Origin of the sequence: Planomonospora corallina (assembly GCF_042650625.1) — a bacterium.
Classification (GTDB): domain Bacteria; phylum Actinomycetota; class Actinomycetes; order Streptosporangiales; family Streptosporangiaceae; genus Planomonospora_B; species Planomonospora_B corallina.
Window position 1 is genome coordinate 177,927 of the sequence record NZ_JBHSBM010000075.1, and the last position, 13,442, is coordinate 191,368.

13 protein-coding genes are annotated in these 13,442 nt (G+C 73.7%); 7 read left to right on the forward strand and 6 right to left on the reverse strand.

Features of this window, described 5'->3' with window-relative positions:
• Positions 1-68 precede the first annotated feature (68 nt).
• Positions 69-1,085, forward strand: coding sequence for a hypothetical protein (locus ACFOWE_RS32820; protein ID WP_377294773.1), 1,017 nt, complete (start codon positions 69-71; stop codon positions 1,083-1,085).
• A gap of 30 nt (positions 1,086-1,115) precedes the next feature.
• Positions 1,116-2,291, forward strand: coding sequence for an acyltransferase family protein (locus tag ACFOWE_RS32825; protein WP_377294775.1), 1,176 nt, complete (start codon positions 1,116-1,118; stop codon positions 2,289-2,291).
• A gap of 108 nt (positions 2,292-2,399) precedes the next feature.
• On the opposite strand, the gene ACFOWE_RS32830 is transcribed toward ACFOWE_RS32825, so the two are convergent.
• On the reverse strand, positions 2,400-3,167 hold the full coding sequence (locus ACFOWE_RS32830) for an alpha/beta fold hydrolase (RefSeq protein WP_377294777.1): 768 nt from the start codon (positions 3,165-3,167) through the stop codon (positions 2,400-2,402).
• Positions 3,168-3,250: 83 nt separating this feature from the next.
• Here ACFOWE_RS32830 and ACFOWE_RS32835 point away from each other — a divergent pair, with 83 nt between their 5' ends.
• Positions 3,251-3,784: a PadR family transcriptional regulator gene (locus ACFOWE_RS32835; protein ID WP_377294779.1), complete on the forward strand. Its 534-nt coding sequence runs from the start codon at positions 3,251-3,253 to the stop codon at positions 3,782-3,784.
• A gap of 172 nt (positions 3,785-3,956) precedes the next feature.
• On the opposite strand, the gene ACFOWE_RS32840 is transcribed toward ACFOWE_RS32835, so the two are convergent.
• The 3 genes from ACFOWE_RS32840 to ACFOWE_RS32850 form a co-directional block, all read right to left on the reverse strand.
• Positions 3,957-4,799, reverse strand: a complete 843-nt coding sequence (locus ACFOWE_RS32840) for a flagellin N-terminal helical domain-containing protein (protein ID WP_377294781.1) — start codon at positions 4,797-4,799, stop codon at positions 3,957-3,959.
• An 89-nt stretch (positions 4,800-4,888) separates the two neighbouring features.
• On the reverse strand, positions 4,889-5,788 hold the full coding sequence (locus ACFOWE_RS32845; RefSeq protein ID WP_377294783.1) for an NAD(P)-dependent oxidoreductase: 900 nt from the start codon (positions 5,786-5,788) through the stop codon (positions 4,889-4,891).
• A gap of 104 nt (positions 5,789-5,892) precedes the next feature.
• Positions 5,893-6,795 carry an NAD(P)-dependent oxidoreductase gene (locus tag ACFOWE_RS32850; RefSeq protein WP_377294785.1) on the reverse strand — a complete coding sequence of 301 codons (903 nt, stop codon included), beginning with the start codon at positions 6,793-6,795 and terminating at the stop codon, positions 5,893-5,895.
• A 286-nt stretch (positions 6,796-7,081) separates the two neighbouring features.
• On the opposite strand from ACFOWE_RS32850, the gene ACFOWE_RS32855 reads away from it, so the two are divergent.
• Complete coding sequence (locus ACFOWE_RS32855) at positions 7,082-7,417, forward strand: winged helix-turn-helix transcriptional regulator (RefSeq protein WP_377294786.1); 336 nt, start codon at positions 7,082-7,084, stop codon at positions 7,415-7,417.
• A gap of 14 nt (positions 7,418-7,431) precedes the next feature.
• Here ACFOWE_RS32855 and ACFOWE_RS32860 read toward each other — a convergent pair whose 3' ends face one another.
• Together ACFOWE_RS32860 and metE are read right to left on the reverse strand one after the other, a co-directional pair.
• Positions 7,432-8,439 carry an NADP-dependent oxidoreductase gene (locus tag ACFOWE_RS32860; RefSeq protein WP_377294788.1) on the reverse strand — a complete coding sequence of 336 codons (1,008 nt, stop codon included), beginning with the start codon at positions 8,437-8,439 and terminating at the stop codon, positions 7,432-7,434.
• Positions 8,440-8,465: 26 nt separating this feature from the next.
• Positions 8,466-10,808, reverse strand: coding sequence for a 5-methyltetrahydropteroyltriglutamate--homocysteine S-methyltransferase (gene metE / locus ACFOWE_RS32865; protein ID WP_377294790.1), 2,343 nt, complete (start codon positions 10,806-10,808; stop codon positions 8,466-8,468).
• 373 nt (positions 10,809-11,181) lie between these two features.
• Here metE and ACFOWE_RS32870 point away from each other — a divergent pair, with 373 nt between their 5' ends.
• The 3 genes from ACFOWE_RS32870 to ACFOWE_RS32880 all read left to right on the forward strand — a co-directional run bounded on the left by ACFOWE_RS32870 (position 11,182) and on the right by ACFOWE_RS32880 (position 13,335).
• Positions 11,182-11,496: a hypothetical protein gene (locus ACFOWE_RS32870; protein ID WP_377294792.1), complete on the forward strand. Its 315-nt coding sequence runs from the start codon at positions 11,182-11,184 to the stop codon at positions 11,494-11,496.
• 283 nt (positions 11,497-11,779) lie between these two features.
• Positions 11,780-12,088 (forward strand): hypothetical protein, encoded by a 309-nt coding sequence (locus tag ACFOWE_RS32875; RefSeq protein ID WP_377294794.1) that lies wholly within the window; start codon positions 11,780-11,782, stop codon positions 12,086-12,088.
• 296 nt (positions 12,089-12,384) lie between these two features.
• Positions 12,385-13,335: a DMT family transporter gene (locus ACFOWE_RS32880; RefSeq protein ID WP_377294796.1), complete on the forward strand. Its 951-nt coding sequence runs from the start codon at positions 12,385-12,387 to the stop codon at positions 13,333-13,335.
• Positions 13,336-13,442: the final 107 nt, after the last annotated feature.

Below are 13,442 nucleotides of genomic sequence, written 5' to 3' on the forward strand. Positions count from 1 at the left end.
GGTGAGTGGCCGGAGGCGCCGCACCGCGGGGTACGGCCTGCGGGCGTTCCGGCAGGGGAGGTGGTCGGATGTCCGGTCCGGCATCCGGCGGGCAGGTGAGCGGCCCGCACGGCCCCGGCGCCGAGGCCGCGCCCGGATCGCTGACGGACGCCGAGCCGGCCGGCGGTTACACCGCGGCCTCCGCGCTGGACGCGCTGCGGGAGGCGGGGGACGGGGATGCGGTGGCGGTGCTGGCCGCCCGCGCGGCCCGGTGCGTCTCCATGGAGGACGGGTTCGGCGTCGCCGGCCTGCTGGGGGCGTTGCACAGGGCCGGGGCCGAGGACGCGGTGGCGGCCCTGGCCGCCCGGGCGGTGGAGGGCGTCGCCCTCGACGAGGCGTACGGCGTGGTCGCGGTCTCGAACGCGCTGCGGGATTGCGGGAGGGAGGACATGGCCGCGGCCCTGCTCGCCCGGACCGCCCGGGACGTGCCTCTGGGCGACGGGTGCGAGGTCGCCGCCCTGCTGGAGGCGTGGTGGCGGAACGGGGACCGGAGCGCGGTGGAGGCCCTGCTGGACCGGGATCCCGCCCGGCACGTCCTCCTGTCCGACGGGTACGGGACCGGTGCCCTGCTGGAGGCGCTGCAGGAGGTGGGAGCGGAGGGCGCGGTGGCCGCCCTGCTGGCCCGTGACCCGGTCCGGCACGTCTCCATGGAGGACGGGGGCGGTGTCGTCCGGCTGATGGACGCGCTGGGGCCGGTCGGGGCCGCGGACGAGAGGCTGGCCCTGGTGTTCCGGGCGGCGGAGCACATGGCCGTGGACGACGCGTACGCGGTCGCCGGAGTGTTGAGTCTCCTGCGCTGGGAGGGGCTCCACGCGCTGGGGGACTGGGACGGGGGGTACGCCGCAGAGACGGATCTCCCGCGATGGCGGAAGGTGGAGGACGCGATCGGCGCGCTGCTGGCGCGTGATCCCGCCCGGCATGCCCGCATCGAGGGCGGCTCCGGTGTCGCCGCCCTGCGGGAGGCGCTGCGGGCGGTCGGGGCACGGGACGCGGCGGAGGCCCTGGCGGTCCGGGAACAGGCGCAGGATCCACGGAAAAGCCACTAGGAAAGATATAAATGCCATAAAGTCGGGCAAATGGCCCAGAGTTCTCCCCGGCTGTCCTGGCTGGACGCGCTGCGCGGGCCCGCCGCGCTCGCCGTCGCCCTGCACCACTCCGCCTGGACGTTCATCCCGGACCTCTGGGCCGAGGTGGACCGCAGGATCGACGTCGGCACCTGGGGCGTCTTCGTGTTCTTCCTGGTCAGCGGGTACATCATCCCCGCCTCCCTGGAACGCTGTGGTGACCTGCGGGTCTTCTGGACCGGCCGGGTCTTCCGCCTGGTTCCGCTGCTGCTGGTCGCCTCCGGCCTGGCGCTCCTGCTCGCGTGGGGCGGAGCGTTCGACCTCCACCCGGACCTGGGCACGCGTCCCGTGCCGCTCGTCCTCCTCGGGAACCTGACGATGCTCCAGGAACTGCTGGGCCTGCCCGCCGTCATCGACGTGATGTGGACGCTCTCCTACGAGATGGCGTTCTACCTGCTGGCGGCCGGGCTGCTGGCCGTACGGCAGGCGCACCGGTCGGCGGCGGTCGCGGTCGCCCTGGCCGTGTCGGCCGTACCGCTCGGGTTCCTGCTGCCGCGCGCGCTGATCAACGGAGGCGCCGGTACGGCCGCCGCGCTCGTCGGGGGTGCGGTCGTCGCGGCGATCGCCGTCTCGGTGTGGGCGCGCGGCCGGGCGCGTACGGCCGCCGCGGTGACGGGCGGCCTGCTCGGCCTGGCGCTGGTGGTGCTGGGCAGCAGGATCGGCGCGTGGCAGGGGCTGACCGTCCTGGCCGCGATGTTCGCCGGCACGGCCGTCCACCGCGCCGAGCGGGGCGTGATCCGGTGGCGGACCGCCGTCGCCGCGGTGCTGGCGGTCCTGGCCTGCGGGGCCTTCGCCAAGGACGACCCCGGCTGGGCGCCGGCGATCATGCTGGCCGCCGGGTGCTTCGCGGCCGCGTTCGCGCTCCGGCGCCGGAGTTTCCCCCGGTGGCTCGCCCACCTCGGGGTGATCAGCTTCTCCCTCTACCTGCTCCACCCGCTCCTGCTGAGGGTGAGCCCGAACCTCGCGGTCTTCTTCCTCGCCCTGGTGCCGCTGGCGTACCTGACCCACCGGCTGGTCGAGGCCCCCGCCCAGCGGCTGGGCAGGAGGCTGGCCGGGCCGGCCGTACCCGCACCCGCGCCGGGCGGGACCGCGCTCCGGGAGACGCCGGGTGCGGAGGTCCTGCGATGAGCGGCCGGGGAGGCACCCCGCCGCGGGGTACGGCCCGCGGCGGAGACCCTGACCGTCCGGATCGCGGAGTACGAGCGTGCGCCCTCGGGTCACGGGAGCGCATGACCCTCACGGGCCGGGCAGCTCCGAGGCGGCGCGGGCGAAGGCCTCGGGGTTGTCGAGTGTGATGTTGTGCCCGCTGCCGGGGATCGGCACGAGCCGGACGCCTGCGGCGCGGAGGTCGCCGTCCCCGGCGGGCGGCCCGTCCTGGGCGGGATACAGGAGGGCGCGGGGGACCTCCAGGCGGAGCAGGAGCTCGCGTACGGTGGGCGTGCCGCCGCGGGCCAGGCCTACGGCGCTGCGGTGCAGGGCCCGCGGGTCGGCCAGGCGCATGGTCGACCACCAGTGCGGGCCGACGCGCTCGCCGATCTCCTGCCTGCCGTACCGGAGGAACTCCTCCTCGGCGTAGGCGGCGATGCCGCTGCCACCGGGATGGCCGGGCTCCGGCGGGAAGGGGTCGAGGCAGGCGTCGACCAGGACGAGGCCGGAGACCAGCGCCGGGTGGCGGGAGGCCAGGACGACGGCGATCGACCCTCCCATGCTGTGGCCGATCAGCCGGGCCCCGGTCACGCCGGCGGCCTCCATCATCCGGGCGAGGGCGTCGGCGTGCTCCCCGAGGGTGTAGCCGAAGTCGGCAGGGCGGTCGCTGAGGCCGAAGCCGAGCAGGTCGACGAGGAGGGAGCGGTGGCCCGCGAGCAGCGGGTGGCAGGCCACCCGCGTGAAGTAGGGGGCCGACATGGCGCCGAGGCCGTGGACGTAGACGCGGGCGGGCTCGGTCCCGGGCAGTTCCAGCCAGCGCATCCGGGCGCCGCTCGGGTGGACCTGTGTCACGTGCATGCCGTTCTCCTCGTCCGCAGTCTGTATCGGCAGGAAGGTATATCGCCTCCGAGGTATAACGGCAAGGCGGTACGATCTACGGCATGCTCGAACTGGCGATCCTCGGTTTCCTCCGCGAGCGGCCGATGCACGGTTACGAGCTGCGCAGGCGGGTGGCGGCTCTGACCGGCCACGTCCGGCCGATCGCCGACGGCACGCTCTACCCGGCCATCAAGCGCATGGAGGCGGCCGGGTGGCTGACGCGGGAGACCCGGGCGGGCACCGCCGCCGCCCCGCGGCACATGCTGCACCTGACCCCCGCCGGGGAGGAGGAGCTGCTGCGGCGGCTGGGCCGCCCCGAGGAACTGGACATCAGCGACGAGAACCGCTGGTTCGTCCTGCTCGCCTTCCTGCGCGACCTGGAGGAACCCCGGGCGCAGGCCGAGGTGCTGCGGCGGCGGCTGGCCTTCCTGGAGCAGCCGAGCAGCTTCTTCTACGAGGACGACAGACCGGTCCGCGCGGAGGAGCAGGACGATCCGTTCCGGCACGGGATGCTGACGATCGCCAGGGCGACCAGCGAGGCCGAGACGGCCTGGCTGCGCACGACGCTGGCGGAGTTGGAGGACCGCCGGCCCTGACGCCGCGGACGGGTACGGCCCCGGCGACGATCCCGCACCGGAGGGCGACGGCCCCGCACCGGAGGGCGACGGCCCCGCACCGGAGGGCGACGGCCCCGCACCGGAGGGCGACGGGCGGTGCCGGCCGCCGCGGGCGGGAGGCGGTCCCGTCCCGGACGGCCGGCGGTGCCGTTCAACTCAGCAACCGCAGGACCGATCCCGGGCTCCGCTCACCGTGGGAGTCCGTCGCGGCGGCGCTCTCGGAGAGGATCCGGGAGCGGACGGACCCCATCACCTCCAGGGCCGCGCCGGAGCCGTGGATCGTGGAACCGGGGGCCGCCCGGCCCTCCGCCGCGGTGCCCGGGAGCGCCCGGTTCCCGTCCGCCGCGCCGGGGGCGCCGGCGACGTCCTCGAAGCGGACGCGCAGGGCGTGGAGACTGCTCCGGGCGGTGGAGACCTTCTGGATGGCGGTGTTGAGCGCGGTCAGCGCCGCGCTCGCTCCCCCGTCGGTCGTCAGGTCGATGACGGCCGTGATCAGCTCAGTCGGGCCGAATCCGGCGGCGTCCACAGGGCGGGCGGCAGGGACCGCGGCGCGGCCGGACCGGTTCCCGCCGTCCCCGGACGGGCCGTCCGGCGCTCCGGCGGAGCCGAGCGCGGCAGTGCCGGAGACGAGGCCGAGCTGGGAGCCGAGCGTGGCGATCCTGGTCTGCAGGCGGGTCAGCGCCTCCGGGTCGCCGGTGCCGGAACGATCCGCCTGGACGGCCAGATCGCGCATGCCCTGGAGGATGGACCGGGTCTCCTCCAGGGCGTCCTCGGCGCTCCGGATGGCGGACAGATCCCTCCGCGCGTCGCGGACCGCGGCCCTCAGCCTGTCACGGTCCGGGGCGCCGCCGGCCGACTCCTTGCCCTGCGGGCCGTTGGCCGCGGGTTCGGCGGCCCGCAGGGCGAAGACCCTCAGGGTGCCGGCCGCCCGGTCGGCGGGCGGCACGTACCGGTAGTTGTCCGCAGGGCGGCTCTGGTCGATGCGCAGGCCCATGGCCCCTCCCTCCTTGGCGGGGGTCCACCGGACCTTCCCTGGTCCGGTTTCTCCGTATGGTCGGCAGCGGGGAGGAGGACCTGAGGATTTCACCGGAAATCTTCGGAAAGCGCATCCGTCCGGAGCGTCTCCGCCAGGCGGGAGAAGCCGTCGGCGCCGTGCCCGGCGTCGATCGCCCGCAGGGCGACGGACCGGGCGGCCTCCAGCACCCCGGTGTCGAGGCCGCGGGCCCGGGAGGCGTGCACGATGTGCTCAATGCCCGCCGCCGCCGACAGGATGGTCGACTCGTCGCCCGGGTGGCGGCCGCTCTCGATCTCCTCGGCGAACTCGTCGATGATGGCGGGCAGCAGGGCGCCGATGCCCTTGGCGAACGGGGCGAGGTCCCGGGGCGCGACGCCCTCGGCGGAGGCCAGGGCGAAGGCGTGGACGAGCCCGCTCATGGAGGTCCAGAAGAGGTCGAGCAGGGCCACGTCGTGCGCCGCCGCCCGCCCGGGGTCCGCGCCCAGGTGGGCGGAGGTGCCGCCGAGGCTCGCCAGGGCCTGCCGGTGGGCCCGGTAGATCTCCTCCGGCCCGCTGTAGAGGACGACGGCCTCCGGTCCCCCGATGGTGGGCGTCGGCGTCATGATCGCGCCGTCGAGGTAGTCGATGCCGTGCTCGGCGGCCCAGGCGGCCGTACGGCGGGCACGCTCCGGCGTGTCGGCGGTGAGGTTCACCAGGGTCCGGCCCTTCAGCTCGCCGGCCGCGGGATCCACGATCGCGTGCACGACCTCGTAGTCGATCACGCAGACGATCACGAGCGGGCTCGCGCTGATCGCCTCGGCGGGGGTGGCGGCCACGGTCGCGCCCCGGGCGGCGAGGGCATCGGCCCGGGAGGCCGTGCGGTTCCAGACGGTCGTGGGGTGACCGGCGTCGAGGAAGGCGCGGGCGAGCGCCTGCCCCATCGGGCCGAGACCCAGGACCGTCACCGGGGTGGGGGTGCCGTCGTTCATGTCTTCTCTCCGATCCGGCCGGGTGGTCCGGCGTCAGGGTGTGCGGGAGTCAGAGCGGTGCGGGAAAGCGGTGCGCCGGGAGGTGGTGTGCGCGGGCCGGGCGGTCAGCGCCGTGGCGCGGGGCCGTTCGCGGGAGCCGTGCGCAGCAGGTCGACGAGGCTGGACAGGTCGCCGTCGCCGTGACCCGCGGCGACGGCACGGTCGAGCAGGGCCCGCATGGGCTCCATCAGCTCGGTGCCGACGCCCTGCTCCCTGGCGGCGTCCAGCAGGTTGACGTAGGCCGCCGCCTGCATCCGCAGGTTCGAGCCGGTGGCCGAGTGGTCGCCCGAGTCGACCGCCTCCGCCAGCGCGGGCAGGCTCTCCATCATGGCGCCGAGCCACGCGGCCACCATCGGCGTGAACTCCGCGGCCGGGACCTTCTCCGAGCGCGTCAGGGCGACGGCCTGGAAGAACCCGCCGAACATCCCGTACATCGCGCTGAGCAGCGCCACGTCGTACAGGGCGGCCAGGCCGGGGTCCGTCCCCAGGTGCCTGGCGGCGCCCAGCGCGCCGAGGGTCGCCTCGTGGCCGGTGAAGGCGGCGGGCGACCCGCTGTAGAGGACGAGCGCCCCGGGGCCGCCGATCATCGGGGGGACCGCCATGATGCCGCCGTCCACGTACTCCGCGCCCTGCCCGGCCGCCCAGGCGGCGGTCTCCCGCGCCTGCCCGGGCGTGCCGTTGGTGAGGTTCACCAGGGTCCGGCCCCTCAGCGTGGCGGCCGCCGGCTCGAGGACCTTCCGCACGGCGCCGTCGTCCAGCAGGCAGACCACCGTGAGCGGGCTCGCGGCGATCGCCTCGGCGGGGGTGGCGGCCACGGTCGCGCCCCGGGCGGCGAGGGCGTCGGCCCGGGAGGCCGTACGGTTCCAGACGGCCGTGGGGTGGCCGCGGTCGAGGAAGGCCCCGGCCAGCGCCCGGCCCATGTCGCCCAGTCCGATGACGGTCACCGGCGGACGGCCGCTGTCGGTCATGTCGTGCTCCGTTTCGTACACAGGGGCCCGCAGGGGTCCGCAGGGGTCCGCAGGGGGCCCCGGGGAAAAGGTGAGTCCCGGCTTCATCCGCAGGGACAGGTGGCCTCGCCCCTGACCTGTTGGCCCGGTCGACGCCCGGCTTCAGCCGCAGGGACAGGTGGGCCCCGGCCGGAGACCGCTGACGATCCCGGCCGGGGTGTTCCCCATGCTGGTTTCCCGGTGTACTTTTCTCAAGTACCTACTATTTCCTCAGGTACTTACCTTTTCGTAAGTGTGGAGGTCAGAGGTGAAGAAGCGGACCTACAGCTGCGGGCTCGACGCCGCCGTCGACGTCGTGGGCGGCAAATGGAAGGCGCTGATCCTGTGGGCGCTGCACGACGAGCCGCGCCGGTTCGGGGAGCTGAGGCGGATGCTCTCGGACATCAGCGAGAAGATGCTGATCCAGCAGCTCCGGGAGATGGAGACCTGCGGCCTGGTGCACCGGGAGGTCTACCACCAGGTCCCGCCGAAGGTGGAGTACTCGCTGACCGAGCTCGGCCAGTCGCTCAACACCGCGCTCCTGCCCCTCGGCGAGTGGGGCGACAAGCACATGGAGACCATCGAGGCGATCCCCCGCGACTGAGGACCGCCGGGGCGTCAGAGGCGGACGACCATCTTCCCGGTGTTGGCCCCCCTCAGCAGGCCGATGAACGCCTCCGGTGCGTTCTCCAGCCCTTCGACCACGGTCTCGTCGGCGGTGATCCGGCCCTCCCGCAGCCAGGCGCCCACCTCCGCGATCATGTCGGGCATGCGGGCGGAGTGGTCGCCCACGATGAAGCCGCGCAGCGTGAGCCGCCGGCCGACGGCCAGGAAGAGGTTGCGCGGCGCGCACGCCGGCTCGGTGGCGTTGTAGACCGCGATCGCGCCGCACATGGCGACCCGGCCGCCGACGTGGAGCGCGTCGATCGCGGCCTCCAGATGGTCGGCGCCGACGTTGTCGAAGTAGACGTCGATGCCGTCCGGGGCCGCCTGCCGGAGCTGCTCGCCGACCGGGCCGTCGCGGTAGTTGAAGGCGGCGTCGAAGCCGAGCTCGCGCAGGTGGGCGACCTTCTCGTCCGAACCGGCGCTCCCCACGACCCAGGAGGCGCCCTTCAGCTTGGCGATCTGGCCGACGAGGCTGCCCACCGCGCCGGCCGCGCCGGAGACGAAGACCGCCTCCTCCTCCTTGAACTCCGCGATGTCCAGCAGGCCCACGTAGGCGGTGAGGCCCGGCATGCCGAGCACACCGAGGTAGGCGGAGGGGGAGACGCCCTCGACCGGCTCGACCCGGCGCACCCGGGCGGCGTCGAGGACGGCCTGCTCGCGCCAGCCGAAGCCGTGCAGGACGAGGTCACCGGCCTTCAGGCCGGGCGCCCGGGACTCGACGACCTCGCCGACCGCGCCGCCGTCCAGCGGCTCGCCGAGCCGGAACGGCGGCACGTACGACTCGACGTCGTTCATCCGCCCCCGCATGTACGGGTCGACCGACATGAACAGGTTGCGGACCAGGACCTGTCCTTCCTGGGGAGCGGGGAGGTCGGCCTCCACCAGGTCGAAGTTGTCCGGAGTCGGCCAGCCCGACGGGCGTGACGCGAGATTGATCTGCCGGGACATGACGAACTCCATCCAGGTCGGCTCACATCGACTACGGCTCACCTCAACTGTGTCACAGCCCCGGAGACGGCCCGCGACGTGGTGGGCACCGGGGGCCGGGCCCGCCGGGCGGCCTCGACCAGGTTGGCGAGGGCCGCCTCGACCTGCTCGTAGGTCCGGGTCTTCAGCCCGCAGTCCGGGTTGACCCAGAGCCGGTCCGCGGGCAGCACCCGCAGCGCCGCCTCCAGCAGCTCCCCGGCCTCGGCGGCGGTGGGCACCCGCGGAGAGTGGATGTCGTACACCCCCGGGCCGAGCCCGCGCGCGAAGCCCTTCACCGCCGGCTCGCCGAGGAGCCGCGCCCCCGAGCGGGCCGACTCGACACTCGTCACGTCGGCGTCGAGGGCGTCGACCGCGGCGAGGATCTGGTCGGCGTCCGAATAGCACAGGTGGGTGTGGATCTGGGTGCGGTCGCCCGCCGCGGACGTCGCCCACCGGTAGGCCTCCACCGCCCAGCGCAGGTACTCCTCCTGCCCGGCGCGGCGGAGCGGCAGCAGCTCCCGCAGCGCCGGCTCGTCCACCTGGATGACGGAGACGCCGGCGGCCTCCAGGTCCCGCACCTCGGCGCGGACGGCGTCGGCGACCTGGAACACGACGTCCCGCAGCGGCAGGTCGTCCCGGACGAACGACCAGGCGACGATGGTGACCGGCCCGGTCAGCATGCCCTTGACCGGCCTGTCGGTCAGCGACCGGGCGTAGGCGGTCCACCGTACGGTGATCGGCTCCGGCCGGTGGACGTCGCCGTGCAGGATGGGCGGGCGGGTGCAGCGCGAGCCGTACGACTGGACCCAGCCGTGGCGGGTGACCGCGAAGCCGCCGAGGTGCTCGGCGAAGTACTGCACCATGTCGTTGCGCTCGGGCTCGCCGTGCACCAGCACGTCCAGTCCGAGCCGCTCCTGCAGGGCGATGACCTGTGCGATCTCGGCCCGGACCCGCTCCTCGTACGCCCCCTCGTCCAGCTCGCCCGCGGCCAGCGCCGCGCGGGCCGCCCGCAGTTCGCCGGTCTGCGGGAACGAGCCGATCGTGGTGACCGGGAGCGGGGGCAGTCCCAGGTGCGCGGCCTGCGCCGCGGTCCGCACGCCGTACGGGCTCCGGCCCGCGCGCTCCGGCTCCGCCACGGCGGGGGCGTCCGAGGGGTCGTGGACCGGGGCACGGTCCGGGGCGTGGACCGGAGTGCGGTCCGGGGCCGCGGGTACGGCCCGCGTGCGGTCCGGGGCCGCGGGTACGGCCCGCGCGGGGGCGGAGTCCAGCAGCGCGGCCAGTTCCACCACCTCGGAGACCTTCTGGTCCGCGAACGCCAGCCTCCGCCGCAGCGCCGGGTCGAGCCCCGTCTCCGCCTCCAGGTCGTACGGGACGTGCAGCAGCGAGCAGGAGGTGCTCACCACCACGTGACCGGCTCGCTCCCGCACGGCGAGCAGCGCGGCCAGCGCCCGCTCCCGGTCGGCGCGCCACACGTCCCGGCCGGAGACGACCCCGGCGACCACGGTCTTGCCCGCCAGCGCCTCGACGCCCGTGAGGTCCCCGCGGACCAGGTCCACGCCGACCGCCTCGACCGGGGTGCCCGCGAGGACCGGCAGCGCCTGTCCGAGGCTCCCGAAGTAGGAGGCGACGAAGAGCGCGGGCCGGTCGGCCAGGGCACCGAGCCGCTCGTACGCGGTCCGGACCGCGGCGAGCTCCGCCCCGCCGAGGTCGGTGACGAGCGCGGGCTCGTCCAGCTGCACCCAGCCGACGCCCTCGGCGGCCAGGGCCGCCAGCAGCCGCTCGTACGCGGTCAGCACGTCGGCCAGCCGGTCCAGCGGGGTGAAGGAGGCCGGGCTTCCGGGGGCCGCCTGCGCCAGCAGCAGGAACGTCACCGGGCCGATCACCACGGGACGGGTCTCCAGACCGAGCGCGCGTGCCTGCCGTACCTCCGAGACGGGCTTGGCTGCGTGGAGCGCGAAGGCGGTGTCCGGGCCGATCTCCGGGACGATGTAGTGGTAGTTGGTGTCGAACCACTTGGTCATGCGGAGCGGGGCGGCGGCGCCGGTGCCGCGGGCCATGGCGAAGCAGGTGTCCTCGTCGGTGCCGGCGCGGTGGCGGGCGGGGACGGCGCCGAGCAGCAGCGCGGTGTCGAGCACCTGGTCGTAGAGGGAGAAGGTGTTGGACGGCGGCGTCCGGAGGCCGAGCCCGGTCAGGCGCTTCCAGGTCCGCTCGCGCAGTTCCGCGCCGGTGCGGCGCAGCTCGCCGAGGGTGGCGCGGCCGTCCCAGTAGGCCTCCAGCGCCCGCTTCAGTTCCCGGCGGGGCCCGATCCGGGGATAGCCGAGGATCGTGGCGGCGGGGAACGGCTGCGGAGGTGCGGCGGTCATGCGTGCTCCCGATGGGTCGAGACGGAGACGTCGGATGCGCGGCATCCTGCCCGCGTCCGGGACCCGCCGGCCGGATCCATCGACGCCGTTCATGGCCTGAGGGTCGGGCTCCGGCGCTGCTCCCTGGACGTGGCCTCGCCGCGGGAGGGGATTCATCGACGGTGCTTATCGATCGGTCACGGCGCCGGACGTACGGCCTGCTCGGCGTGCGGCCTGCCGTACGCCGGGGGACACCCCTGCCGGAAGCGGGGAGGTCCCTTGCCGGGGGCGGTCGGCGGCCGGGAGAAAAAATCTTGGGATTGGTCGTAACAAAATCGCGCGCTCGTCACTCTTATCTGACGAACACCATGAGACAGGAACAAAGGGGGACGAAATGAGCGACTTCACCGCGGCTTTCTTCGACACCAACGCCGACGGTCACACCGACGTCCAGTGGACGGACGTCAACGGTGACGGCTACAGCGACGTGGAGAATTACGACACCAATGGGGACGGGGCCTCCGACGTCGAGTGGATCGACACCGACGGTGACGGTGTGGCCGACCAGGAGAACTACGACACCAACGGCGACGGCCGCACCGATGTGACCTACAACGACCACAACGGTGACGGCGTGATCGACGAGACGCTCGTCGACCTGGACGGCGACGGGGTGGCCGACTACACCGAGGGCCCCTTCCCCGCCTGAGCGGGCACGGGATGTCCCTGAACCGTGGGGACGGGCACGGGACGTCCGTGAAGCGGGGGACGGGCAGGTGATGTCCGTGAACGGGGGGACGGGGAGTGGAGGGAACGGCCTGCGGGTTTCAGATGACCAGTGATCATCGAATCCCTATGCTCGGTTGAGATCGGCAGGCGGTCCCCCTTACTCCAAGGACACCGATGGCAGAGGCGTACGCGACCCGGCGGATACCGCAGGAAGTGAGAACGGCCCGTCTCCTCACGAGGATCCAGGCGGCGATCGGGGGTTCGTGCTGTTCATCGGCTTGATCGTCGGCATGGGCGGACCTCCGCTCTGGTCGTATCCGTTGCTGCCGCCGTCGAGCCTTCTGATCCTGCTGCCTCTCGGACTGCTCGCCGGACTGACGACGAGATACGACTCCCGCAGGCCGTGGGTGCGGATCACCGTCTTCACGCTCGAAGGCGTCGTGATCCTGTCCAGTCTGCTCTTCCTGCGCGGTCCCTCCCCCTACCTCGGCGCGCTGCCGGGGTCGGTCCTGGGAGTCGCGGTGGTCTTCTGGCTCACCCGTCCGGCCGCACGGTCCTGGTTCGGCGGCTGAGGCAGGGAGCGGTCGGCGCCCCCGCCGGAGGCCGGGGTTCCCCGCTGCTGGTAGATGGTCAGGGCCGCGACGGCGAAGCCGACGCCGACGATGGCCAGAGCCACCACTTCGCCCGTGGCGAGCGCCATGTAGCCCGATGCGGCCAACGTGAGAAGTCCCAGGCCCAGGAGCGCGAGAAAGCCGTAGGACATGCTCTCCGGATCACTCACGGAATTGATCGTATGTCCGCGGGCGGCCGGATTCCCGGTCCGGAAACTTCGGTGGGGAACGAAACGTCCGGAGCCTAGGGTTCGGGTATGGAGCAGATCATCCCGAGCGAGCCGCGCGCCGGCCGCCTGGCCCTCGCCGCGGCGGGCGTCACCGTTCTTCTGTGGGCCTCGGCCTTCGTCAGCATCCGCAGCGCGGGCGAGCACTACTCGCCGGGCGCGCTGGCACTGGGCCGGCTCCTGGTGGGCTCCCTGGTGCTCGCCGCCATCCTGGTGGTACGGGGCGAGGGGTGGCCGAAGAGGGCCGCCTGGCCCGGCATCCTCGGCTCCGGCGTGCTCTGGTTCGGTCTCTACATGGTCGCGCTCAACTGGGGTGAGCGCGAGGTGGACGCGGGGACCGCGGCCATGATCGTCAACATCGGCCCCATCCTCATCGCGCTCCTCGGCGGTCTGCTCCTCAAGGAGGGCTTCCCGGCACGCCTGATGGCCGGCATGGCCGTCTCGTTCGCGGGGGCGGTCGTGGTAGGCGTCTCGATGTCCGGCGGCGACAGCGGGTCCTCCGTGCTCGGCGTGCTGCTCTGCCTGGCGGCGGCCGTGCTGTACGCCGCGGGGGTCGTCTGCCAGAAGCCCGCGCTGCGGCACGGCTCGGCGCTCCAGGTGACCACGTTCGGGTGCGTCGTCGGGACGGTGACGTGCCTGCCGTTCGCCGGGCAGCTCGCCACCGAGGTCGCCCGGGCGCCGCTGAGCGCCACGCTGAACATGGTCTACCTCGGCGTGTTCCCGACCGCTCTGGCCTTCACCACCTGGGCGTACGCGCTGGCCCGGACGACGGCGGGGAAGATGGGCGCGACGACCTACATCGTCCCGGCCCTGGTGGTCCTGATGTCATGGATGGTCCTCGACGAGGTGCCCGGGTGGCTGACCGTCGCGGGAGGCGTGCTCTGCCTGGCCGGCGTGGCCGTCTCGCGGGGAGAGACGGGAGCGCTGCTCCGGCGGCTCCGGGGGCGGGGCGCTCCGGCGGAGGCCGCTCGGAGAGCCTGATCCGCGCGGTCGCGGAGCCCTTTCTCCGGGTCGGGAGAAAAAATCTTGGGATTGGTCGTAACAAAATCGCGCGCTCGTCACTCTTACCTGACGAACACCACGAGACA

Bases quoted from the DNA above. Each gene is read 5' to 3' on its own strand.
- ACFOWE_RS32820 (WP_377294773.1), top strand. From the start codon at position 69: ATGTCCGGTCCGGCATCCGGCGGGCAGGTGAGCGGCCCGCACGGCCCC.
- ACFOWE_RS32880 (WP_377294796.1), top strand. From the start codon at position 12,385: ATGGAGCAGATCATCCCGAGCGAGCCGCGCGCCGGCCGCCTGGCCCTC.
- ACFOWE_RS32830 (WP_377294777.1), bottom strand. From the start codon at position 3,167: ATGCACGTGACACAGGTCCACCCGAGCGGCGCCCGGATGCGCTGGCTG.
- ACFOWE_RS32840 (WP_377294781.1), bottom strand. From the start codon at position 4,799: ATGGGCCTGCGCATCGACCAGAGCCGCCCTGCGGACAACTACCGGTAC.
- ACFOWE_RS32860 (WP_377294788.1), bottom strand. From the start codon at position 8,439: ATGGAGTTCGTCATGTCCCGGCAGATCAATCTCGCGTCACGCCCGTCG.
- ACFOWE_RS32845 (WP_377294783.1), bottom strand. From the start codon at position 5,788: ATGAACGACGGCACCCCCACCCCGGTGACGGTCCTGGGTCTCGGCCCG.
- ACFOWE_RS32835 (WP_377294779.1), top strand. From the start codon at position 3,251: ATGCTCGAACTGGCGATCCTCGGTTTCCTCCGCGAGCGGCCGATGCAC.
- metE (WP_377294790.1), bottom strand. From the start codon at position 10,808: ATGACCGCCGCACCTCCGCAGCCGTTCCCCGCCGCCACGATCCTCGGC.
- ACFOWE_RS32870 (WP_377294792.1), top strand. From the start codon at position 11,182: ATGAGCGACTTCACCGCGGCTTTCTTCGACACCAACGCCGACGGTCAC.
- ACFOWE_RS32825 (WP_377294775.1), top strand. From the start codon at position 1,116: ATGGCCCAGAGTTCTCCCCGGCTGTCCTGGCTGGACGCGCTGCGCGGG.
- ACFOWE_RS32850 (WP_377294785.1), bottom strand. From the start codon at position 6,795: ATGACCGACAGCGGCCGTCCGCCGGTGACCGTCATCGGACTGGGCGAC.